This is a genomic window from Autumnicola psychrophila, assembly GCF_031846645.1.
GTDB lineage: Bacteria > Bacteroidota > Bacteroidia > Flavobacteriales > Flavobacteriaceae > Autumnicola > Autumnicola psychrophila.
The window spans coordinates 286,528-309,660 of record NZ_JAVRHN010000001.1 but is presented as its reverse complement, the minus strand read 5'-3'; the positions used below and the strand labels follow the sequence as shown (position 1 = coordinate 309,660).

The 23,133-nt window shown below is 38.8% G+C and carries 17 protein-coding genes; 16 read left to right on the top strand and 1 reads right to left on the bottom strand.

Translation table 11 applies throughout. The features are described from left to right. Nucleotides 1-141: 141 nt before the first annotated feature. The 13 genes from RM541_RS01260 to RM541_RS01200 all read left to right on the top strand — a co-directional run bounded on the left by RM541_RS01260 (nt 142) and on the right by RM541_RS01200 (nt 18,484). Nucleotides 142-3,381 carry a SusC/RagA family TonB-linked outer membrane protein gene (locus RM541_RS01260; protein WP_311498414.1) on the top strand — a complete coding sequence of 1,080 codons (3,240 nt, stop codon included), beginning with the start codon at nt 142-144 and terminating at the stop codon, nt 3,379-3,381. A gap of 18 nt (nt 3,382-3,399) precedes the next feature. Further along, nucleotides 3,400-5,187, top strand: coding sequence for a RagB/SusD family nutrient uptake outer membrane protein (locus tag RM541_RS01255; RefSeq protein ID WP_311498413.1), 1,788 nt, complete (start codon nt 3,400-3,402; stop codon nt 5,185-5,187). Between the two features lie 276 nt (nt 5,188-5,463). After that, nucleotides 5,464-5,817: a transmembrane 220 family protein gene (locus RM541_RS01250; RefSeq protein WP_311498412.1), complete on the top strand. Its 354-nt coding sequence runs from the start codon at nt 5,464-5,466 to the stop codon at nt 5,815-5,817. Between the two features lie 128 nt (nt 5,818-5,945). Beyond that, nucleotides 5,946-6,848, top strand: a complete 903-nt coding sequence (locus tag RM541_RS01245; protein WP_311498411.1) for an EboA domain-containing protein — start codon at nt 5,946-5,948, stop codon at nt 6,846-6,848. A 105-nt stretch (nt 6,849-6,953) separates the two neighbouring features. Then, nucleotides 6,954-7,865, top strand: a complete 912-nt coding sequence (locus tag RM541_RS01240; RefSeq protein ID WP_311498410.1) for a TatD family hydrolase — start codon at nt 6,954-6,956, stop codon at nt 7,863-7,865. A 12-nt stretch (nt 7,866-7,877) separates the two neighbouring features. Further along, a complete protein-coding gene (eboC, locus tag RM541_RS01235; protein WP_311498409.1) occupies nt 7,878-8,786 on the top strand; it encodes a UbiA-like protein EboC in 909 nt (302 codons plus the stop codon). A 34-nt stretch (nt 8,787-8,820) separates the two neighbouring features. After that, complete coding sequence (locus tag RM541_RS01230) at nt 8,821-9,960, top strand: 3-dehydroquinate synthase (RefSeq protein ID WP_311498408.1); 1,140 nt, start codon at nt 8,821-8,823, stop codon at nt 9,958-9,960. 36 nt (nt 9,961-9,996) lie between these two features. Beyond that, nucleotides 9,997-11,208 (top strand): metabolite traffic protein EboE, encoded by a 1,212-nt coding sequence (gene eboE, locus RM541_RS01225; protein WP_311498407.1) that lies wholly within the window; start codon nt 9,997-9,999, stop codon nt 11,206-11,208. Further along, nucleotides 11,205-12,575: an alkaline phosphatase family protein gene (locus tag RM541_RS01220; protein WP_311498406.1), complete on the top strand. Its 1,371-nt coding sequence runs from the start codon at nt 11,205-11,207 to the stop codon at nt 12,573-12,575. Before eboE ends, RM541_RS01220 begins: the two co-directional genes overlap by 4 nt. A 132-nt stretch (nt 12,576-12,707) precedes the next feature. Next, the gene (locus RM541_RS01215) at nt 12,708-13,937 is read left to right on the top strand and encodes an MFS transporter (RefSeq protein ID WP_311498405.1); all 1,230 of its coding nucleotides are present in this window, start codon (nt 12,708-12,710) and stop codon (nt 13,935-13,937) included. Between the two features lie 76 nt (nt 13,938-14,013). Beyond that, the gene (locus RM541_RS01210; protein ID WP_311498404.1) at nt 14,014-15,153 is read left to right on the top strand and encodes a Gfo/Idh/MocA family protein; all 1,140 of its coding nucleotides are present in this window, start codon (nt 14,014-14,016) and stop codon (nt 15,151-15,153) included. A gap of 18 nt (nt 15,154-15,171) precedes the next feature. Next, nucleotides 15,172-16,230, top strand: coding sequence for a sugar phosphate isomerase/epimerase family protein (locus RM541_RS01205; protein ID WP_311498403.1), 1,059 nt, complete (start codon nt 15,172-15,174; stop codon nt 16,228-16,230). Nucleotides 16,231-16,849: 619 nt separating this feature from the next. Further along, nucleotides 16,850-18,484, top strand: a complete 1,635-nt coding sequence (locus tag RM541_RS01200; RefSeq protein WP_311498402.1) for a GH35 family beta-galactosidase — start codon at nt 16,850-16,852, stop codon at nt 18,482-18,484. 140 nt (nt 18,485-18,624) lie between these two features. Here the strand turns inward: RM541_RS01200 and RM541_RS01195 are convergent, their stop codons facing one another. Continuing rightward, nucleotides 18,625-20,178, bottom strand: a complete 1,554-nt coding sequence (locus tag RM541_RS01195; protein ID WP_311498401.1) for a protein adenylyltransferase SelO — start codon at nt 20,176-20,178, stop codon at nt 18,625-18,627. Nucleotides 20,179-20,477: 299 nt separating this feature from the next. On the opposite strand from RM541_RS01195, the gene RM541_RS01190 reads away from it, so the two are divergent. The 3 genes from RM541_RS01190 to RM541_RS01180 all read left to right on the top strand — a co-directional run bounded on the left by RM541_RS01190 (nt 20,478) and on the right by RM541_RS01180 (nt 23,102). Continuing rightward, nucleotides 20,478-20,846, top strand: a complete 369-nt coding sequence (locus RM541_RS01190) for a hypothetical protein (protein WP_311498400.1) — start codon at nt 20,478-20,480, stop codon at nt 20,844-20,846. A 307-nt stretch (nt 20,847-21,153) separates the two neighbouring features. Further along, complete coding sequence (locus RM541_RS01185) at nt 21,154-21,513, top strand: hypothetical protein (protein ID WP_311498399.1); 360 nt, start codon at nt 21,154-21,156, stop codon at nt 21,511-21,513. 125 nt (nt 21,514-21,638) lie between these two features. Further along, entirely contained in the window at nt 21,639-23,102 is a 1,464-nt protein-coding gene (locus RM541_RS01180) for an aldehyde dehydrogenase family protein (protein WP_311498398.1), read from the top strand. Nucleotides 23,103-23,133 lie beyond the last annotated feature (31 nt).

Below are 23,133 nucleotides of genomic sequence, written 5' to 3'. Positions count from 1 at the left end.
CTGATAATGTTATCAGTAACCTGCATTTTAGAGGTGACTGTTAATACTTATTGCAATATTTTATCCTCAGGCAATATACCGGAATCGATTTCAAGTTTTTACTATTATTAAATTTTGTTGAACAACTAATCACTAATCTAAATGAAAAAAACTACAAAAGGACTAGCATCTAAAAAAGACCATGAAAACCACGCCCTTTCAAGGGCAGGGAAAGTTTTGTTGGTTTTTGTATTCCTACTTTTCGTATGTAATAATACTTTTGCTTTTAAGGAATTACCCCAGGAGAACACAGTCACTGGAACCGTTACTGATGCAAATGGTATCCCTCTTCCTGCTGTTAATGTTATAGAAAAAGGAACTACCAATGGAACCCAGACTGATTTTGACGGAAATTATTCTCTTAATGTTAGCTCGAGTGAAGCTGTACTGGTCTTCTCATTTGTGGGAATGGCCGAATATGAACAAGTCGTCGGAACCAGCAGTGAAATAGATATTGTACTAGAGGCAGATGCGGCAGCTTTAGAGGAAGTTGTTGTTGTAGGATATGGTACACAGAGAAAATCTACTATGACGGGATCTGTAAGCACACTTTCAGGGAGTGATGTAGCAGAAAACCCTGTTGCAAATATAAGCCAATCTCTTGCAGGTAGAATGGCTGGGGTTAGCATGAGACCCAACGGCGGGCAACCGGGTATGGATAGTCCCCAAATCCAGATTAGAGGGATAGGTACAACCGGGAGCAGCGCTCCATTAATTGTTGTTGATGGTATTATTAGAGACAATATTGCTCAAATTGATCCCAACTCAATAGAGTCCATGTCTGTTTTAAAAGATGCAGCAGCAGTAGCTCCTTATGGTTTGGGTGGAGCTAACGGTGTTGTTCTCATCACAACTAAAAAAGGAAAGAGTGGAGCACCTCAACTCACGTTAAATGCTTATTACGGAATTCAAACCCCTACTTATGATTACTACGATGATTTGTTGAATTCCCAACAGTACATGCGTTTGAGAAATGAAGCTTTTTTAAATGAAAACAATGGCCAGGTACCGGAGGGGAGTCAACTTCCTTTTGATCCTGACGTTATTTCAAATTATAATCAATTACGCGCAGAGGATCCCGACAGGTATCCTCAGAGCAACCCTACAGAGTATACGTCGATGACTGCGCCTATGCAAAATTACAATATCCAGTTAAGTGGTGGCTCGGAAAATACCCGGTACTACGCAGGAATCGGCTATTTTGATCAGGGGGGGTATTTTGATCCAATGAGTTATAATAGATATAACTACAATATGAATTTACAATCCCAGGTTACCAGTACAACAGAGGTGTCACTTTCTGTTATTGGTTCAATCGAAAAAACAGAGAGTGTGGATCCGGAAGAAACGGCAAGTGGATTGTTTCGAAGTGGGTTTAAATTTATTCCAATTAGAAATATTTATTATAGCAATGGTCTATGGGGTGAATTTGCAGGTCGATCACCAGTTGCCATTCTTCAAAGTGGTGGGTATGCAAGAAATAACAATAATACCTTATTAACGAGTATTTCTGTAGACCAGAAATTATCTTTTCTAGAGGGATTAAGTTTTACAGGTAAGTTTAGTTACGACCCTAATCAAAGAACTATAAAAAACTGGCATAGACCTTTCTACTTCTACTCTCAGAATCTGAATACCGATCCTTATGAGTACGCTGAGGAGATATCGGCAAATGAAGGAAATGCGGTGAGCTATACTTATCTTGAACAGGAATATATAAAGAATGAGACTTTTACGTACCAAGCTATGCTTAATTACCAAAACACATTTGGACTTCATGATGTCTCAGGATTGCTTGTTGCAGAAGCAAGAAACAATACCTATGAAACTTTCAATGCAAGAAGAAACAATTTTGCTGTTAATGTTGATGAACTGGGAATGGGAAGTTCAGACAGGAACGATTATGACAACTATGGTACCTCAGAGACAGGAAGTCAAATAGGATATGTTTATCGTTTCACGTATGCTTATAATGACAGGTACTTATTCGAGGCTACCGGGCGATATGATGGTCACTACTTTTTTGCTCCCGGAAAAAGATATGGCTACTTCCCTGCTTTTGCAGCAGGTTGGAGGATTTCTGAAGAATCATTTATGAATGACATTGATTATATTCAAAACCTTAAGCTTAGAGGGTCATGGGGTAAATCTGGTAATTTGGCAGGTTCTGCTTTTCAGTATCAGCAGGGCTATAGCATATATGGAAATGCTTATGCTTTTGGACCAGGAAGAATGGTTCAGGGTTCTTATGTGCCTTTAGAAGCGAACCCTAATTTGACCTGGGAAATAGCGACAAAATTTGATATAGGTTTAGACGCCTCTCTTTGGAATAGGCTTCTAACCCTGGAAGTAGATTATTTTTCAGAAAGAAGAACCGGAATGTTATTGCCGCCGGCAGTTAGTGTGCCAGCAGAATATGGTCTGGATCTATCGGAAGAAAATGCAGGAGTTATGGAAAGCCACGGGTTTGAATTTGTAATTGGTAGTAATTACACATTTGAAAACGGTCTATTGCTAGGAATAGATGGTAACTTCAGTTACTCTACTAATGAAATGGTAGAAGTTTTTGAAACAGCTGCTACTTTTGATAACCCAAACCGAAGAAGAACCGGAAGAGCTTTTGATACTCCATTTGGTTACAAATCATTAGGTCTTTTCACAACTTCAGATGACGTAAATAATGATGGAATTATTAACAGCGCCGATGGATATGAGATAACTCAATTTGGGGATTTACATCCCGGAGATATACGTTATGCAGATTTAAGTGGACCAGAAGGAGTACCTGATGGTGTAATTGATGCTCATGACGAAACTGTTATTGGAAATCCAGCTTATCCAGGTATCACGTATGGACTTACAACAAATGCTTCATGGAAAGGATTTGACATGAGTTTGTTCTTCCAGGGATCTGCTATGATGAGCTTCGATTTAAATCAATCTTTTCATACCTTACCTTTTGCTAATAACAGCAGTAATACTACTACAGAATATTATAATAACAGGTGGACTCCTGAAACAGAAAATGCAAGATATCCACGTGCTACCCAGAGTCCTTATGCTAACAATACTCAAACTTCAGATTTCTGGATGGTAGATAGTAAATTTGTAAGGTTAAAAACAGCTCAATTAGGTTATACTCTTCCAGTATCCCTTACCGAAACATTAGGAATACAAAGCGCTAGATTCTATGTTACAGGCCAAAATTTATTCACAATAAGTGAGTTAGATTTTATCGACCCAGAAGCAGGTTTTAGTAATCAAAATGGGGACGATATAGATAGGGAAACTGCTTATCCTAATTCAAAGGTTTACACTTTTGGATTCGATATAAATTTTTAAATAAAAAAAACGATTATTATGAAACGAATAGACAAATTTTTAAAGGCAGGTAATCTCCTTTTAATAGGGTTGATTGTTTTAGTTTCCTTTTCCTGTGAAGAAGATTTTTTGGAAAATGAGGACAAGACTAATCTGGTAGATGCCACGCAATGGGAGTCAGAAACTACTGCTGATCTTTTCTTAAATGATATTTATAGCGATATTCCAAATAAGGGAAATCAGCCAGAGAATCTTGATAATTTTACAGATGATAACGACGCAGGATTTTATTATACATCATGGAACTGGAAGCAGGGAATACTAACCCCGGCTTCAAGCGGCTTTGAGGTGTGGGGGGGCATTTCTGGTCCAACAGATCATCACCCATGGGGTGATACTTACGAAAGGGTAAGAAAGATAAATCTGTATATTCAGAAATTACAGGAATATTCAAGCAATTTTTCTGAAGATTATATAGCGCAAAGAACTGATGAAGCAAGATTTTTAAGAGCATATTTCTATAGTGAGTTATTTATGCATGTTGGCGGATTAATAATTCATACCGAACCGCTAGACCGTAATCTTATGGATGAGTCAGAACTTTATAAACCTAGATCTACATTTGGTGAAACTTTTGAATTTCTGACCAGCGAACTGGGATCTATTGTTGATAATGGCAATTTGCAGATAAAATATAATAACGGTGATCCAGATGCAGGACGAGCTACATTAGGAGCTGCACTGGCTTTAAAAGGCTGGCTAGAGTTATATGCTGCAAGTCCTTTGTTTAATGACGATCCGGCAGTTGATGATCCAAAGAACCTGATCAGTTTTTCTTCTGCAGATGACTCCAGGTGGGCGAAAGCAGCGGCTACCAATAAGCAGTTTATTGATACTTATGAAGGTATATATTCTTTATTTCCTAATCTTGAAGATCTATGGAGAGCAGAGAATGAATACAATTCTGAAGTAATTTGGGACCGACAGGTTGTAGCAAATGTAATGGGCTCAAACTATGAGCAGTATGGTGGTCCAGTATGGATTAATGGCGTTTATTACACTTGGGGTAACTACAATCCAACGCAGGAGTTGGTAGATCAATTTGCCATGGCTAATGGTAAGGAAATTACAGATCCAACCTCGGGTTATGATCCACAAAATCCTTACGAAGGTAGAGAACAACGTTTTTATGATTTTATAGTGTACGATGGTGCTCCTTTTTATCTTGACTGGATGGAAGAGGTAGACACTATCTATACTAGAATTGATAAAGTGAACCCGTCATTAAACGAAATCGATTTTGGTAGTGATGATGTTGGGAACACAGGATACTATTCTAAAAAGAAATTAAATAATGATGCTCCCAGAGGTAGTGGTGCAAGTGGACAAAATTACATTTTTTACCGCTATGCTCAGGTGCTTTTAAATTATGCCGAAGCACAAAATGAAGCTGTAGGGCCCGATGCTTCTGTTTATGAAGCGGTCAACAAAATAAGAAATAGAGGAGACCTTCCAGATTTGGAAGAAGGTTTAACTCAAGACCAAATGCGTGAGGCTATAAGAAGGGAAAGACGAGTGGAACTTGCATACGAGAATGTGAGGTTCTTTGATATTATTCGCTGGAAAGTGGCAGAGGACGTAATGAATGTCGATAAACATGGGATGAAGATAACCAATACTTCTCCCGAGGATAATAGTGGCACATGGGTCTACGAGCCAATACCTCTTAATCATCCTCATACTTTCACCCCTAAAATGTACATGAACCCCATACCTCAGGCTGTTATTGATCAAAATAATAAGATTGAACAAAACCCTGGTTATTAAGAATATAATTTAACTCTTCATTTTCAGGTATAAAATGAAGGTTTTAAGAAGTTAATAAAGAAATATCGGGGGATTTAACTCCCGATATTTTTTTTAATAGTAATACCATAGCGGTCTTGAATAAAAATTTTATATTTCAGACTGCACACTTTGAAAAACTAACTTTATTTAAAATGTCTTAATAGCGGGGCCTCATGGCTGATAGGTTTCGCTGCTTTTAAATATAAATACATCTACTGATTTTAACTGCTTGTACTTTTATTTATGATTTTGATTTTGAACATTCTATTTTGTATCGCTTTTGCGGGTTTTGCTTATGTGAATTTAAATGATAAAGATTCATGGCTTTGGGTCACGATTTATATGGTAGCCGCGATAGCATGTGGGTTTGCGGCATTTGGTACTTATTTCCCAATGATATACCTTATAGCAATTGCATTTTATATGGCATTTGCCGTGGTATTGTTTTTCTCTAAAGAAGGAGTACTGGACTGGATTACAAAATATAAGCAGGAAAGTATTGTCCAAAGTATGCAGGCAACTAAACCATATATTGAGAAGACGAGGGAATTTTTTGGCCTGCTCATTATTAGCGCTGCTTTGGTAATTAATTATATTGTTGCTACTTGAGGTAGTAGTCTTTTTATATATTAAGCCTGGTAAATGATCGGATTTTAAGAAAGGAAATAGAGTTTCATTAGTATAATGCAGACACTAATTAATATCTTTATTGTTAAAGCAAAAAGCACAAAAGTATTATGACTTCTCAGGTAGATTTATTGCAGGCAAGCCATTTTCTTAAGGAAGTAGTTGCGGGACAAGCTGAAAAAAAGGAACTGGATTGGTTAGGCCAACAGGAGGATAAACTTCGGAATAGTTTTCAGCTATCTTCTTTTTATATAACCTTCAGTTCAGCATCCCGTTTTACTAGAAAAGATTCTCTCCTTCTTTCTGAAGCACAGTTAAAAAAGGCAGGTAGAATTAGAACAGGTTTCCAGTTACAACATTGGAGTTTGCTAGAATGCGTTAGGATCTATTTGCTGTTAATGCTTCCACATCAGGATAAAGAAGAATATATAGCAACTATGCAGAGGCTTCACGAAACGGCTGATATGGATGAGCAGGTGACATTATATAAGGCATTACCACTTCTTCCTTATCCAGAGGAAATGTCAGCACGGGCTGCAGAAGGAATAAGAACTAATATTACAGATGTTTTTGACGCCATAGCCCTTAATAATCCTTATCCAACTGATTACCTGAACCAGCAGGCGTGGAATCAAATGATTTTAAAAGCTGTGTTTATGCAGCGACCCTTGTTTAAAATATTCAAAGCTGAAGAACGTGCCAATCTAGAATTAGCCGGGATGCTAATAGATTTTGCTCACGAACGTTGGGCAGCAAACAGAAAGGTTTTACCAGAGTTATGGCGTTTTGTAGGTCCATTTCTAAATGAAAACAATTTTGCTGATATCGAAAAGGTTATAAGCGGAAATGATGTTCTTGAAAGAGATGCCGGTTTATTAGCTTGTGCAACCAGCCAGTTTCCTAAAGCACAACAGCTGCTTAACGAGTATCCTGAAGTAATAGATAGGATAGAAAACGGTAAATTGAACTGGATGACAATTGGGCTCCGATTTGAAGATGAACTTAGAAAGTAAAAAGTGTGCACTTCTTCGTAATCCCAGGTGTTTTGATTTTTCAAAAAAAAAATTGTTTAATGACACAGCTAAATTAGTTTTAGCTAATAACTTTAAAAATATATTATGTTTATAGATCCTCATATACATGTGAGTTCACGTACAACAGATGATTACGAAGCCATGCAAAAAGCTGGGGTTCGCGCCATAATTGAACCTGCTTTTTGGTTAGGGCAACCTCGTACAAAAGTGGGAAGCTTTCAGGATTACTTTAACAGCCTTGTAGGTTGGGAGCGTTTTAGGGCGAGCCAATTTGGAATTAAACATTACTGTACGATTGGCTTAAATTCAAAAGAAGCCAATAATGAAGCTCTGGCAGAAGAAGTAATGGAATTATTGCCTTTATACGTAGGTAAGGAGGGAGTGGTTGCGGTAGGAGAAATTGGTTATGACGATCAGACAAAGGCAGAAGATAAGTACTACCGCCTGCAATTGGACCTGGCCAAAGAAGTAAACTTACCTGTAATGATCCATACGCCTCATCGCGATAAGAAAAGAGGAACAATAAAAAGTATGGATGTGAGTGAAGAGCACGGGCTAAATCCTTCTATGGTTGTGGTAGATCATAATAATGAGGAAACGGTAAGAGAGGTGCTGGATAGAGGGTACTGGGCTGCGTTTACCATTTATCCTCATACCAAAATGGGTAGTGAAAGAATGGTGGAAATAATTAGGCAGTATGGGGCTGAAAGAATTATTGTAGATAGTGCTGCAGACTGGGGTATTAGTGATCCACTGGCAGTGCCAAAAACCGCAAAACTAATGAAGGAAAAAGGAATAAGTGACGAGCTTATTCATCTCGCCTGCTATCAAAATGCACTTACCGCATACGGGCAAAGCGGACAGATGAAGGAAAGTGACTGGCTAAATGCCGAACCTATAGATCAACGAAAAAAGCTTTCAGGAAATACCGTATTAAGAGGAGGGCAGTCTCCAAAAGTAGAAGGTGATTCCTCTTCAGGTATAGTAGAAAACTAGAATTAATTTTTAATGAAGATCATTATTGCTCACCTTCAGTTGATGCGACCTGCCAATATCATAACTGCAGTTGCCGATATTTTAGCTGGTTTTGCTGTCTCTGGAGCTGCTTTACAACTCTTTTCAGCAGAAGTGGGGACAGATCCCACTTTAATCAATACACTATTATGGCTAATATTGGCAACAATCGGCTTATATGGAGGTGGGATTGTTTTTAACGACGTTTTTGATGCCGATCTGGACAGGAAAGAACGGCCGGAAAGACCTATTCCAAGCGGAAGAGCTTCCGTGCAAAGTGCAAGCATCCTGGCATGTATACTTTTTTTAATAGGGCTTGTTTCCGCCTGGCAGATCTCGGTTCTTAGTGCAGTAATTGCGTTGGCAGTAGCTATTTTGGCTGTACTTTACAATGCCTGGGGGAAACATCAACTTGTTTTTGGTCCCGTGAATATGGGATTGTGCAGAGGCGGGAATTTATTGCTGGGGATGAGCGCTATTCCAGCTGCACTTCAGGAGATGTGGTTTATTTCCATAATTCCTGTTATTTACATTGCAGCTATTACCATGATAAGCAGGGGAGAAGTGCATGGTGGTAATAGAAAAGCCATTGTAGGAGGAGCTGTAATGTATGCTATTATTATTTTGGCAATTATCGGTCTTGCTTTTCTTTCTGAAATTCTTTGGTGGCAGGTATTGCCTTTTGTGCTTCTGTTTTCATTTCTTATTTTCAGGCCTCTAATTCAAGCGTTGCAAAAGCAGGAACCACGTTTAATAGGAAAAGCAGTAAAGGCAGGTGTTCTTTCTTTAATTGTTCTTAATGCCTCGCTGGCAACAGTTTTTGCCGGATGGGTTTATGGCTTGATCGTGCTGTTACTTTTACCTGTTTCCCTGCTAATAGCAAAGAAATTTTCTGTAACCTGAAATAAATTTGGGAACAACTTTTAAAAATTATTAAATGAAATCTATACAACAGAAATTTTCTGTTCCATTTAAATACACTGTTCATTTCACAGAGGGAGTTTTCAGTTTAGATAATATACTTTTCGCACATACTGTAAGAAACGCTCGTCCGGCAAAAGTTTTTTTTATTATAGATGAAGGAGTAGCAGAAGCACATCCTTATATAAGTAGTGATATTAAGAACTATGCTGAAGCATATTCTCAGGATTTTATCTTGTGCGCAACGCCTCTCATAGTCACTGGTGGGGAAGGCGTGAAAAATGACAGGAGTTATGTAGATCAGATCCTGGATGCAAGTAACAAATATGGTATAGACAGGCATTCATTTATTGTAGCCATTGGAGGAGGTGCAGTTCTTGATATGGCGGGATTTGCAACGGCTATTGCGCACAGGGGTATTAGGCATATACGTATACCTACAACTGTTCTTGCTCAAAATGATTCTGGGATAGGAGTAAAAAACAGCGTTAACGCTTACAGCAAAAAAAATTTCCTGGGAACATTTGCGCCTCCTTTTGCCGTGATTAACGATACTGCTTTTCTATCTACGCTGGAGGACAGGGATTGGCGTTCAGGTATTTCAGAAGCTGTTAAAGTTGCCCTTATAAAAGATGCTTCGTTTTTTAAATGGTTAGAAGCCAATGCGGCAGATCTAAAGGCAAGGAAAATGCCGTCCATGGAAGAGTTGATTTACAGATGTGCGGGAATGCACCTGGATCATATTGCTGGGGGAGATCCTTTTGAAATGGGTTCTTCACGTCCTTTGGATTTTGGCCACTGGGCTGCACATAAGCTTGAGCAGCTTACCAATTATAGATTAAGGCATGGAGAGGCAGTGGCTATAGGGATCTGCCTGGATGCTGCCTACTCTCATCTTAAAGGATTGATTTCTATTGAAGATTTAAATCGCATTATCTCCCTGTTTAAGAAGTTAAATTTCACAGTGCATATTCCGGAGCTTTCCGGAGATAACCTATTAAAAGGACTGGAAGAGTTCCGGGAACATTTGGGAGGGGAATTAACTATTATGCTGCTAAATGAAATTGGCCAGGGGCTGGAAGTCCACGAAATGGAATCCCAATTAATTTTTGACGCAGCAGAGAAATTGAAGGAGTATCAGGAAGAAGAAAACTAATTTACTGAGAGTATTATTCTGAATTAAAGCTAGTTTATGTATACAAATAGACATCATCTTACCTATTGCACTAACATACATCCCGGCGAGAGCTGGGAAGAAACCTTTAGTAACTTAAAGAAATATATCCCGAAGATTAAAGCTGAAGTTTCTCCTGATACTTCTTTTGGGATTGGCCTCCGATTATCAGATAAAGCCAGCGCATCACTAATGGAAGGTAACAATCTTTCCATTTTTAAAGAGTGGCTAGCTGAGAGTGATTGTTACGTATTTACATTTAACGGCTTTCCCTTTGGTGGATTTCACCATCAGTCCGTAAAAGACCAGGTGCATCATCCAGATTGGACTACCAATCTCCGCTTGGATTACACTCTTCGACTTTTCAATATTTTATCTGCACTTCTCCCGAAAGAAATGGATGGCGGTATTTCTACCTCTCCGCTCTCTTATAAGTACTGGGAAGATGTTAAAAATAATAAGAAAGAAGTGTTGCAAAAGGCTACATTTCATATAATTAGAATTGCCGAAAGACTTATTAATATTCAACAGGAAAAGGATCAGGTCTTGCACCTGGATATTGAACCGGAACCTGATGGACTTCTCGAGAATACACACGAAGTAATCGATTGGTATAAGGATTGGTTGATCCCGCAAGGCATTCAATACCTGAAGGAGCAGTTAAATTTTACAGATGAAGAGGCAGAGAAGTGTTTGAAAAGGCATATCCGCCTCTGTTATGATGTGTGCCATTTTGCGATTGTTTACGAAAAACCCAGAGAAGTTTTTTCACTGCTGGCTAATGAAGGAATTAAAATTGGAAAAATTCAAATAAGCGCTGCACTTAAGGCAAGCTTGTCCAAAAATGTAGCGCAAAGGGGATCGGTGAAAGATGCCCTGGCTCCATTTGTAGAATCTACTTATCTGCACCAGGTAGTGGAAAGAAGTTCTAAAAATAAGTTCACTCATTATCCAGATTTACCCCAAGCCTTGGAAAATATGAACAACCCGGATGCAAGGGAATGGCGTACCCACTTTCATGTACCGGTCTTCCTTGCTAACTACGGTCAGCTGGAATCTACTCAAGAGGATATCCTTGATATTCTCGAATATATAAAAGGAAAAAAAATTACCAATCACCTGGAAGTCGAAACCTATACCTGGGAAGTACTTCCAGATGATATTCAGCTGGAAATAGTAGATTCTATTGTGCGGGAATTACAATGGGTACAGAAAAAACTTATAAAATGAAGAAAACTGTAGTTCTTAATGTAGTCGCTCTCTCCTCCCGCCTTATCGGGGAACACACGCCCTTCCTGAAGAAGTGGACCGAGCAAGGGAAGAAAGCTAATATTAAACCTCTTCTCCCTGCTGTAACCTGCTCTTCGCAGGCAACTTATTTTACGGGAAAAAGGCCGTCTGAACATGGGATTGTTGGTAATGGCTGGTGCTTTAGAGATGAATATGAAATTAAGTTCTGGCGACAATCCAATAAATTGGTCCAGGCTCCTAAGATTTGGGAAGAGTTAAAAAAAGAGGATCCTAATTTCACCTGTGCGAATATGTTTTGGTGGTTTAACATGAACTCTACGGTAGATTTCGCAGTTACTCCGCGTCCACTTTATCCTGCAACGGGGCTTAAATTACCCGATGTTCATAGCCAGCCAATGGATCTTCGTCAAAAATTACAAAAGGAACTCGGTCAGTTCCCTTTATTCTCATTCTGGGGTCCTAACGCGAATATAGAATCCACCAGATGGATAGCTGATGCTTCCATGATGGTGGATAAATGGCACGATCCTACACTCACACTTATTTACCTGCCGCACCTGGATTATAATCTGCAGAGGGTGGGAATAGATTTTTCTAAAATTGGAAAGGATTTGCGGGAGATAGATGAGGTTTGTGAAGATCTAATTACTTATTACGAAAATAGGGGAGCAGAAGTAATGATCGTTTCAGAATACGGAATTACAGATGTAGACAAGCCTGTGCATATCAACAGGATCTTGCGAGAGAAAGGATATGTTTCGGTTAAAGACGAACTGGGGCTAGAGACCCTGGATACCTGGGCCAGCAGGGCTTTTGCAGTGGCAGACCATCAGTTAGCCCATATTTACATTAAAGATTCCCAGGATATTCCTGCTGTAAAACAACTTCTGGAAAAGACTGCGGGTATTGAGTTAGTATTGGATGAGAAAGGGAAAGAAGAGCATCACCTTAACCACGAGCGTGCAGGTGATCTGGTGATAATGGCGGGGGAGAAATCCTGGTTCACCTACTACTTCTGGCTGGACGATAAAAAAGCTCCGGATTATGCGCGAACTGTAGATATTCACCGCAAACCTGGATATGATCCTGTCGAGACCTTTGCAGATCCCAAAATTAAGTTTCTGAAGGGAAAAATAGGACTAAAATTATTGAAGAAGAAACTAGGGTTTAGATATCTTATGGATGTCATTCCGCTGGATGCAAACTTAGTTAAAGGTTCTCATGGTCGAACAGGGGAAGTGAAGGAAGACTGGCCGGTCTTCATTACCCAGAAGACAGAGCTTTTAGGAAAGTCAGAAATCGATTCTAAAGAGGTGTATAATTTAATTTTTAAACATCTTAAATAATCAATTTGCTATCAAAAAATATCTTAATTCATGTTCCTGATTAATAATTTTTTTATATTGCTGCAGCTGTTTTAATATTTTTTTTACACCATTTTTTAATTATTAATAATCTAACCAATAAAATTGAATCTTATGAGTGCGTCTGTTAATAAAAATGCTTTATTTTATGGAAGTTGCTTTGCTCTAATAACCACTGGCTTTACCTTTTCCATAAGGGCTGGAATATTACCTCAACTAGGTGTAGAATTTGGTCTCTCTGCTGAGCAACTTGGATTTATTAACTCCATGTGGTTCCTGGGTTTCCCTATTTCTATGATCATTGGGGGATTGGTCTACCATACAGTAGGTCCCAAAACTATTATGACAGTAGCTTTTATAGCCCATACTTTAGGTATAATTTTAACAATATATGCTGGCGGTTATACAGCTTTGCTTATTTCCACACTTTTAATAGGCATAGGTAATGGGTGTACAGAAGCGGCATGTAACCCTATGATTGCAGATATGTATTCTGGAGTTAGAATGAATAAAATGCTTAACAGGTTTCATATGTGGTTTCCCGGTGGAATCCTTATTGGTGCGCTCATTTCTAAGTTTATGACAGACTTTGGATTTACATGGCAGGCACAAATGTGGTTTATCATGGTGCCGGCTGTTATTTATGCTTTTCTGTTTTTCGGAAAAGTATTTCCAAAACCCAAAGTGGAAGGGGCTACATCTCTGTTGTCAAACTTTAAAGCCATGCTTAGTCCACTATACATATTCCTGATCGTTTGTATGGCTCTTACGGCTATTACAGAGTTTGGACCTGGACAATGGGTAGAAATTATTCTTGGAAGCAGTGGGGCAGATCCTATGTTGATCCTGGCACTTACTGCCGGCCTGGTGGCACTACTTCGTTTCTTTGCGGGACCTGTTGTAGGAAAATTTGGCCAGATTGGTGTTCTGCTGGGAGGTGCTGTTTTTGCGGCAATAGGTATTTATATGTTTAGTGTGGTTACCGGTCCTTTAGCTTATGTGGCAGCCATAGTTTATGCCCTTGGATATGCCTATTTCTGGCCGGTCATGGTTGGAGCCGTAGCACAACGTGTGCCGTTAAGCAGCGCTCTGGGTATGTCGGTAATTGGTGCAGTGGGAATGTTCTCTTCCTCTATTTTTCAGCCTATTATAGGAAGCTGGATTGATGGTTCTATGGAAGATTATAGAAGTCAGGGTATTACAGGTGATGAATTACAGTTAGTTGCAGGTCAGGAGACGTTAGAAAAAATGATTACATTCCCCGCGATTTTAATAGTATTATTTCTGGTGTTGCTATTCTGGCAAAAAAATTCAACGAAAACAGAAAAAATACCGGAGGAATAGTATGTTGTTGAACAACAGTTCAGAACAGTATTTTCTAGTATTTGATATAAATGGTAAACAATAAATTATAATTAAAATGAGTTCAAAAATTAAATTAGGAATCCTTGGAGGAGGAGGAGACTCCCTTATTGGTGTTCTTCACCGGATAGCTTCTTCAATGTTTGATCAATTCGAACTGGTGGGAGGGGTCTTTAATCCTGAGCTAAAAGAAAGTATCATATTTGCAGAGGAAATAGGATTATCAACTAACAGAATTTATGAAGATCTTAATACCCTTATAGAAAAAGAAAAAGCACTTCCGGAAAACGAAAGAATGCAGGTGATTTCTGTACTAACACCTAACTTTCTTCACTTTCCTATGGCCAAGCAGTTGTTGGAAAATGATTTTCATGTAATATGCGAAAAACCACTTACAACTACTTATGAAGAAGCTAAGATTCTCGATGCTCTAAGGGAGAAATCACAAAAGGTTTTTGCGGTAACTTATACTTATACAGGCTACCCTATGGTGCGGCAGATGAAGGAAATGATTGCTGCAGGGGAGATTGGAAAAATTCATAAAGTTGATGTACAGTATTACCAGGGTTGGATAAATGAAATTATCCATGATAAAGAAAAACGCTCTTCGGTTTGGAGGTTAGATCCCGAAAAGGCCGGGATTAGCAGCTGTATAGGCGATATTGGAACCCATGCATTTAATATGATGGAATACCTTACAGATATGCGGGTTAGTGAAATCTTATCTGACCTTAATTATTTATATGAAGATAATAAAATGGATATAGATGGGACTGTACTGGTAAGGTTTTCTGATTATGCCAAGGGTATTATCCGGTCCAGCCAGGTTGCTACTGGTGAAGAAAATAACCTCACCGTTAAAATCTACGGAGAAAAAGGAGGTTTTAAATGGGAACAGGAAAACCCAAATTATTTATATATGATGAAGGATTCTGAACCGGTAAAGCTTTTAAAGCCTGGACATCCTTACAACAGTGAAATATCTTTGGATGGCACAAAACTTCCTCCCGGCCATCCGGAGGGAATCTTCGATTCTATGGGAAATATCTATAGAGGTGTGGCCAGAGCGGTAAAAAATGAAGATTTTGCAACCGGAGAATACCCAGATTTAGCCGAAGGTGTGCGAGGAGTGAATTTTATTGAAAAAACAATAGAATCACATAAAAATGGTAACGTTTGGGTAAAACTTAATAATTAAGAATTAAAATATTTTAGCATGAAAACGATAAAAGGACCTGCAGTTTTTCTAGCGCAATTTATGGATAAAAAACCTCCTTTTAATTCATTGGATGGTCTCTGTAAATGGGCTGCAGATTTAGGATACAAGGGAATACAGATACCGACCTGGGAAACTGCCTTAATAGATGTTACCAAAGCTGGTGAAAGTAAATCGTACTGTGATGAATTAAAAGGAAAAGTTGAATCGTATGGGCTGGAAATAACAGAACTTGCTTCTCATCTTCAGGGGCAGTTGGTAGCTGTTCACCCAGCTTACGATATTATGTTCGACAGCTTCGCTCCCGAAGAATACAGGAACAATCCAAAGAAAAGAACAGAATGGGCAGTAGAACAACTTAAAAGTTCAGCAAAAGCCAGTAGAAATTTAGGATTGGATGTTCATGGTACTTTCAGTGGTTCCCTTCTATGGCATACCTCACATCCCTGGCCTCAACGTCCTGCCGGTCTGGTGGAAATGGGCTTTAAAGAACTCGCGAAGCAATGGATGCCTATTCTTAATGTCTTTGACGAACAGGGAGTAGATGTATGTTACGAAGTCCACCCTGGTGAGGATCTGCATGATGGCGTCACTTTTGAACGTTTCCTGGAAGCTACAGGAAATCACAAAAGGGTAAACATTCTTTATGACCCAAGCCATTTCGTATTACAACAACTAGACTATATAGAATATATTGATCACTATCATGATTTTATAAAGATGTTTCATGTTAAGGATGCTGAATTTAATCCTACTGGAAAAAAGGGGACTTTTGGAGGTTATGAAGATTGGGTTAACCGCGCAGGAAGATATCGTCACCCTGGAGATGGTCAGGTAGATTTTAAAACTATTTTCTCAAAACTGACGCAGTATGGTTGTGATGTTTGGGCTGTTATGGAATGGGAATGTTGCATCAAGTCACCCGAGCAGGGAGCAAAGGAAGGAGCTCCTTTTATACAGGATCTTATAATCCAGGCAACAGATAAGAAATTTGATGATTTTGCCAGTGCTCAAACAGATGAGGAGAAGCTTCAAAGAATTTTAGGAATTAACCGTTAGAATTAAAATAGAGGCTAACAAATAGAAATAAAGTTTTTATGAATTAAGCGCTTTTGCACCAGTATTAATGGGTAACTGCAAGTACCAGACTGACGAACAGCTGGTCAGCAGATTATCTTTTGTTGGTTTTGTAGAAGTCATCAAGGTAATTTGCAAACATTTTCCTTCGACTTTTTGGGAATTACCCAATGATGTTCATTTTGCATTGCTAATGTCCACGTATCTTTTAAGGTATCTTTCTGGTTTCCTTATTTGATGGTATTTTGACCTAATTGCATTACTACAAAATGGGTAATATCAACATAACTGGTGCTTTTGTCGCTAAATACAATTCTTTTATTTTAAGGTGTTTCAAACCAGATCGCCAATTTTTCCTTTTTTGTGAGAGCCTAATACCTTTATCTGATAAAACCGAATATGGCTATCCTCCTTGCCTGTTCTGGAATTTTCAAGTTTTGAATTCGGCCATTGCCGCTAAATTTGATTGACCTTTGCTCGCACGTCAGCGCTTTAACTTTTGGTGCTCATCCTTCTTTGTTACTTGTTCATAACAGCCTTCAGAATTCCCATTATATTAAAATGAAAAAATGTAATACCGCATAAATTTTTTTAAAATGCTATGATAAGAACAATATTCCTTTTAATAATCATCTCAATAATTCAGGTCCAGAATCTATTAGCACAACAAATCCCGCATTTACAGAAAGTAGGGAACGAACAGCAATTGATAGTTAGCGGAAAGCCTTTTTTAATATTGGGAGGGGAGCTGGGAAATTCTACTGCGACTACGATGGAGTCTATGGAGCCTGTATGGCCAAGACTGGACTCACTAAATTTGAACACCATTCTCGTGCCTGTTTACTGGGAACTTTTAGAACCCAAAGAAGGAGAATTTCAATATAAATTAGTAGAAGATTTAATAATTGAAGCCAGGAAGCACGATTTAAAATTAACCTTTCTTTGGTTTGGAGCATGGAAGAACAGCATGTCCAGTCACGCCCCCGCATGGGTAAAGCTGGACCAGCAGCGGTTCCCTCGTGCTAAAAGTGAATCGGGAGAAAGTCAGGAAATTCTCACCCCTTTTTCTGAAGAAACCTTAGAAGCAGAAATAAACGCTTACCGACATCTTATGCGACATATCAAAGGTGTGGATGCCGGGCACCAGACTGTAATTTTAATGCAACCGGAAAATGAAATTGGAATGTTGTCATCGGCACGAGATCATAGTCGCCTGGCAAACCGGAAATTTAAAGAGGAAGTTCCTGCTGATCTAATTCAATATTTTCAAAAAAATAGGTCTGAGTTAAACCCGGAATTTTTAGAAGTATGGAAGAAAAACGGATTCAAAACCGAAGGAAACTGGGCGGAAGTTTTCGGCAAAGGTTTACACACAGATGAAATTTTTATGGCTTATTATTTTGCTAAATATACAAACCAGATTTCTGCTGCAGGGAAAGAAGAATATGCGTTGCCAACCTTTGTAAATGCCGCACTTAACCGGCCTGATGTTAAACCTGGGGATTACCCAAGTGCAGGACCCTTACCACACATTCTGGACGTGTGGAAAGCAGCTTCTCCAGAAATCGATTTCTATGCACCCGACTTCTATAATCCCCGATTTAAGCACTGGAACGATTTGTATGTAAGGCAGGATAATCCGCTTTTCGTTCCCGAACATAGATTTGATAATACCGTGGCGGCAAAAGCGCTTTACACAATTGGTCATTATGAGGCGCTGGGATTCTCACCTTTTTCTATTGAACAAATACCGGGAGAGCCTTTAAGTCATAAAGAAAAGAAATTAGCTGAAGTTTATAAAGTTATTGACCAAATAAAGCCGCTCTTGAATAAGTACAGAGGACAGGGCAAAATTGAAGGGGTGTTATTGGATAAAGAAGTAAGTGAAGCAAAATTTGTGCTGGGCGACTATGAATTTACCGCTGAACATACTTTTAACCTGGGCTGGGAACCCGATGCTGCTTCTGAAGAGTGGGAACCTTCCGGAGCTATAATTATTCAGACTGGAGAAAACGAGTTTTATTTTGCTGGTTTTGGTGTTTCGCTTAAGATGAAGAACCTAAAAGATAAAAGTGGCAGGGTAGGCATCTTGAAAACTGATCTGGGTTGTTTTGAAGACGATCAGTGGAAGGTTTATCGGCATTTGAATGGGGACCAGACGCACCAGGGAAGGCATATACGTTCTTTTGTAGATGATGTGTCCATCCAGCGATTTGAGCTTTACAAATATGACTGATTAAAGCCTATCCCCTTTTTTGGCAGTTATCGATCTTTAGAATTTTACGGTTTAAGTTTTTGTAGTACAGTGAGCAAGTATTTTAGCCGATTTTCTTTCAGTGCATAAAATTTTCTCCGAAGAAAATAAACAACAGGATTCTATGAGCTACAGGAGAGCATGGAACATCCTGCCTTGTCATTAGCCCAGTCCGGTCTCTTCTTAAAGAATTCATCATGATTTTTTGAATATGGATCCTTCAGGGCTACTCTTAATTTTTCAAAAAGAGAGGATTCTCCTTTTTCCAGCTCCTCGATGGCCTGGTGCAACAGGTAATTCCGAAGAACAAACCTTGGATTTGCTTTTTCCATTCTTTCCCGTGATTCTTCTTCTGATATTGAATTCTGTTTTAGTCTGTCCTGATATTTTTGTATTAAATCAAAGAAGGATTTTCTTCCATTGCCCGTCGGAATCTCATAAAAGCTATCATTGAAATAATCCAGAATAGATTCTTCCTCAAGAAGATCCTTAGGAAGATAAGTGAGTAACTGATAAAAAATAGTCATGTCTGGATTTAAAGAAGAGAGTACTTTTTCAAATTGAGCAACTAAAGTTAGATCATCTTTTTCCACATTATCGAGTCCTAGTTTATTAGCCATCATCTCGTAGTATTTCCTCCAGAAGGTCTCTTCATAGGTTTGCATGGCTTCTTCGAGCTCATCAGGTTTTTCAAAAAGGGGAAGGAGTGCATTTCCTAGTTTTCCCAGGTTCCAGTAACCCACCGAAGGTTGATTCCCAAATGCATAGCGACGGCCCGGAAGATCTGTGGTATTTGGAGTAAACCCGGGATTGTAATCATCTATAAACGAAAATGGACCGTAGTCTATAGTGAGACCCAGAATAGACATATTATCGGTATTCATCACTCCATGCACGAAACCCACTCTTTGCCATTCGACCATAAGACTGGCTGTTTTTTGGATAACTTCTTTGTACCAGCTAATTATTCTGTTCTCTCCCGTAAGATGAGGGTAGAATTCATCAATAGTCCAATTAACCAGCTTTTGAAGATTGTCTATTTCGTGCCTGGCGGCGAGAATTTCAAAATTTCCGAATCGCAGGAAAGATGGCGAAGTTCTCATCACTATTGCTCCGGGTTCATACTCAGGATTTCCGTTGTAGAACATGTCCCTTAGGATTTCTTCTCCGGAAGAAACAAGACTTAAAGCTCTTGTAGTGGGAACTCCCAGATGATGCATAGCTTCGCTCATCAGGTATTCTCTAACCGAAGATCTCAACACGGCCCTACCATCTGCTCTTCTTGAATAGGGTGTGGGACCAACTCCTTTTAGTTGAAGTTCCCAATTTTTTCCCTGACTTTCCCATTCTCCCAGGGTGATTGCCCTGCCATCTCCTAATTGTCCGGCCCAGTTTCCAAATTGATGACCTGCATAACAGGCTGCATAAGGCTGCATGGAACTCGTGACTTTATTTCCGGCAAGAACTGCTAAATCATCTTCATTTGGTGTTGAAATTCCTAATTCCTGGGCAAAGTCTTCCGTCCATGCAATAAGATGAGGTTGAGGTACCGGAGTAGGGATTGCTTTGCTGTATAGTACCCCCGGCGTTTGGCGCGGAGAAAGATCCCCGCTTTCGTCCCCTTTAAATTTGGAGACAAACTCGTTACTATAATTTTTTCTACTGAGACTTTGCATAATTTTTCGTTTTTCACTGAACCCATAGAAGAGTCCTCTTCAAAAGAATTCCAGTACTTCAGTAAAATAATTATATTTTTTCAAGTAGCAATTTCTTGATGGAGAAATCCCATAGTTAAAGAAAAGTTTCTGATTTTGATCGGCAGAACAGTAAGTATTTGTAAAACAATTATTTAAGATAATAAGGAAATTTTTGTTGTTACGATTTCTTTAGTACTTGAAGTTAAACCTGATTAAAAAAACTTCTGGACGGGAGCTTATGAGATATATTTACCGCATTAAACAAAACTTAATATATCATGGCTTCATATTTAAATAAGAACGAAATTCAAAATTCTCTTCGAATATTAATTAAACAGTATCTGCAGGACTGCAGGAAGAGTAACAAACTATCTCAGGACTTTATAACTCTTTTAGAACATAATTTCCTGGCAAAGTATGTAATTTTTAACAGGTCTGAGAAAACTATAGAAATTGGGATAGAAGACAGGAATGAAAAATCTGAATTAGCTTATCCTAAAATTGAGGTTTATAAATACAGGCTTGATGATGCTGAGGAAAAAATTGCACGCTCTTGTGGAGATAAGGATGTTGACCTGGAATTTTATGGCAGGCTGATAAACAGGAATAACCTCCACTCAAATTCCGAGGTTGTTCTAATGAGATAATAATCAATCTTATGTTTTCTGGAAAAGGTGGCTTTGCAAAAAGCTGCCTTTTTTATTTGTTGAACTTTTTGTGGCGAAAACGATATTGTGAATAATATAATTACGCTACCCGGAAAAATCGAATATAATATTTCTCGTCGCCTAATATTAGTTGAATTAAAGATTTGATAATTAACATTTTATATTTTTGTAGATCAATCTGTGACCTCAATGTTTTAATTATATTTGAGAAGATAGCATTAGGATATTTTCATCTTTTAGGTGCTAAATACGGTTTATTTCTATAATTTAACATTCTGGCAGTATTATGGTTTCGTATATTAAAACAGGGGAGGTTAAAGCCTCACTTCAGACACTTGTAAAACAGAAAATACGGGATTGTTCTCAAGGGAAGGAGCTTTCTCAGGATGTTGTGGAACTTATTAAGCATAATTTTCTCGCCAAATTTGTTCATTACGATTATTATAAAAAAGTGCTGGAAGTGGGAGTTAATATGTCCTCACCAGATTCAATATATCCCAATATTACTGTACACACTATTCCTGAAAAAGAGGTGCTGAATTGGCTTGAGGATTCTTACAAAAGCAGGAAATGCGACCTTGAATTCTATGGGAGAATTTTGAGTGGCAGTACATCTTCAAAAGATTCTGATGTTGTTTTTATGTAAAGGAATCCTCTGAACCTTCTTCTGAAAAATAAGAATTTGTTGAATCTTCTGGAAATTCATTTTTTATTTATAAGTTCTTTAACGGGCATTGCATATTCATTTCCATATTTTAAAAATAAAAAATTATGGAAAAGTACGCTAATCTTAATCAACAATATATAGGTGGTAACTGGCAGGAAGGAAATGATGATGCCACTATCAAAAACATTAATCCATATGATAATTCGGGAATCAATACGATTAAAGGAGCAAATGCAGATGATGTAGATGCTGCGCATGCTGCAGCAAAGAAAGCGGGCGAAGAATGGGGAAAGGCCCTTCCGCAGAAAAGGGCAGAAGTGATTCAAAAAGCAGTACAAATTCTCACCCAACGTCAGGAAGAAATTGTGGAATGGCTAATAAAAGAAGCCGGTAGTACCCGGGTAAAGGCGGAGACGGAAATCCAAATTACTCTTGGGATTATGAAAGAAGCTGCATCGTTCCCTACAAGAATGCACGGCTTTATTTTCGATTCTATCACGCCGGGAAAAGAAAGCAGGGCTTATAGAAAACCTTTGGGTGTCATAGGAATCATAAGCCCGTGGAATTTCCCTTTAAACCTTTCTATGCGTTCTATTGCTCCGGCTCTCGCCACTGGTAATGCCATTGTATTAAAGCCATCATCAGACACACCTGTAACGGGCGCAATTCTTCCGGCCAAAATTTTCGAAGAGGCAGGCTTGCCAAAAGGCGTTTTTAATGTGGTGATTGGAAAGGGGTCTTCTATAGGAGATCATTTTGTTTCTCATCCCGATTCTAAACTTATTTCCTTTACCGGTTCTACTCCTGTAGGAAAAAATATAGGGAAGTTGGCAGGGGAAGCCATAAAGAAAACTTCTCTGGAGCTGGGAGGTAATAATGCATTTGTTGTTCTGGACGATGCCAATATAGACGATGCTGTAGATGCAGCTGTTTTTGGTAAATTCATGCATCAGGGTCAGATTTGTATGTCGATAAACCGAATTATTGTCGACAATAAAGTTGCAGATGAATTTGTAGAGAAGTTTGTCGAAAAAACCAAACAACTTAAATTCGGAGATCCTTCAGATAAAGAAACTACTGTGGGGCCTTTAATAGATCACGATCAGGTAGAGCGAATTCTTAAAGATGTAAACGAAAGTACAAGTGATGGCGCCATTCTTAGAATTGGAGGCAAGGCGAAAGGCAATGTCCTGGAGCCAACAATCCTGGATAATGTAAGGGATGATATGCCAATTGCCGATAATGAGATCTTTGGACCTGTGGCACCAATTATAAGGGTTTCTTCGGAAGAAGAAGCGCTAAAAATTGCAAATTCCAAAGAACATGGGTTAAGTGGAGCTGTATTTACTAAAAATATCGCCCGTGGAGTAGCTTTTGCACGAAAAGTTGAAACCGGAATGATCCATGTAAACGATCAGACGGTAAATGATGAGCCAAATGCTCCTTTTGGAGGTGAAAAAGGCTCCGGTATTGGTCGATTTAATGGGGATTTTGTCCTGGAAGAGTTTACAAGGCTGCAATGGGTGACCGTGCAGCATGAGCCAAGGGATTTCACTCCTTTTGCATGATAATTGCCAAATTTAGGGCATCATCTTTTTC

What these genes read in the sequence shown, in the direction of transcription:
- RM541_RS01260 (WP_311498414.1), top strand. Translation starts at nt 142, where the DNA reads ATGAAAAAAACTACAAAAGGACTAGCATCTAAAAAAGACCATGAAAAC.
- RM541_RS01255 (WP_311498413.1), top strand. Translation starts at nt 3,400, where the DNA reads ATGAAACGAATAGACAAATTTTTAAAGGCAGGTAATCTCCTTTTAATA.
- RM541_RS01245 (WP_311498411.1), top strand. Translation starts at nt 5,946, where the DNA reads ATGACTTCTCAGGTAGATTTATTGCAGGCAAGCCATTTTCTTAAGGAA.
- RM541_RS01240 (WP_311498410.1), top strand. Translation starts at nt 6,954, where the DNA reads ATGTTTATAGATCCTCATATACATGTGAGTTCACGTACAACAGATGAT.
- eboC (WP_311498409.1), top strand. Translation starts at nt 7,878, where the DNA reads ATGAAGATCATTATTGCTCACCTTCAGTTGATGCGACCTGCCAATATC.
- RM541_RS01230 (WP_311498408.1), top strand. Translation starts at nt 8,821, where the DNA reads ATGAAATCTATACAACAGAAATTTTCTGTTCCATTTAAATACACTGTT.
- eboE (WP_311498407.1), top strand. Translation starts at nt 9,997, where the DNA reads ATGTATACAAATAGACATCATCTTACCTATTGCACTAACATACATCCC.
- RM541_RS01220 (WP_311498406.1), top strand. Translation starts at nt 11,205, where the DNA reads ATGAAGAAAACTGTAGTTCTTAATGTAGTCGCTCTCTCCTCCCGCCTT.
- RM541_RS01215 (WP_311498405.1), top strand. Translation starts at nt 12,708, where the DNA reads ATGAGTGCGTCTGTTAATAAAAATGCTTTATTTTATGGAAGTTGCTTT.
- RM541_RS01210 (WP_311498404.1), top strand. Translation starts at nt 14,014, where the DNA reads ATGAGTTCAAAAATTAAATTAGGAATCCTTGGAGGAGGAGGAGACTCC.
- RM541_RS01205 (WP_311498403.1), top strand. Translation starts at nt 15,172, where the DNA reads ATGAAAACGATAAAAGGACCTGCAGTTTTTCTAGCGCAATTTATGGAT.
- RM541_RS01200 (WP_311498402.1), top strand. Translation starts at nt 16,850, where the DNA reads ATGATAAGAACAATATTCCTTTTAATAATCATCTCAATAATTCAGGTC.
- RM541_RS01195 (WP_311498401.1), bottom strand. Translation starts at nt 20,178, where the DNA reads ATGCAAAGTCTCAGTAGAAAAAATTATAGTAACGAGTTTGTCTCCAAA.
- RM541_RS01190 (WP_311498400.1), top strand. Translation starts at nt 20,478, where the DNA reads ATGGCTTCATATTTAAATAAGAACGAAATTCAAAATTCTCTTCGAATA.
- RM541_RS01185 (WP_311498399.1), top strand. Translation starts at nt 21,154, where the DNA reads ATGGTTTCGTATATTAAAACAGGGGAGGTTAAAGCCTCACTTCAGACA.
- RM541_RS01180 (WP_311498398.1), top strand. Translation starts at nt 21,639, where the DNA reads ATGGAAAAGTACGCTAATCTTAATCAACAATATATAGGTGGTAACTGG.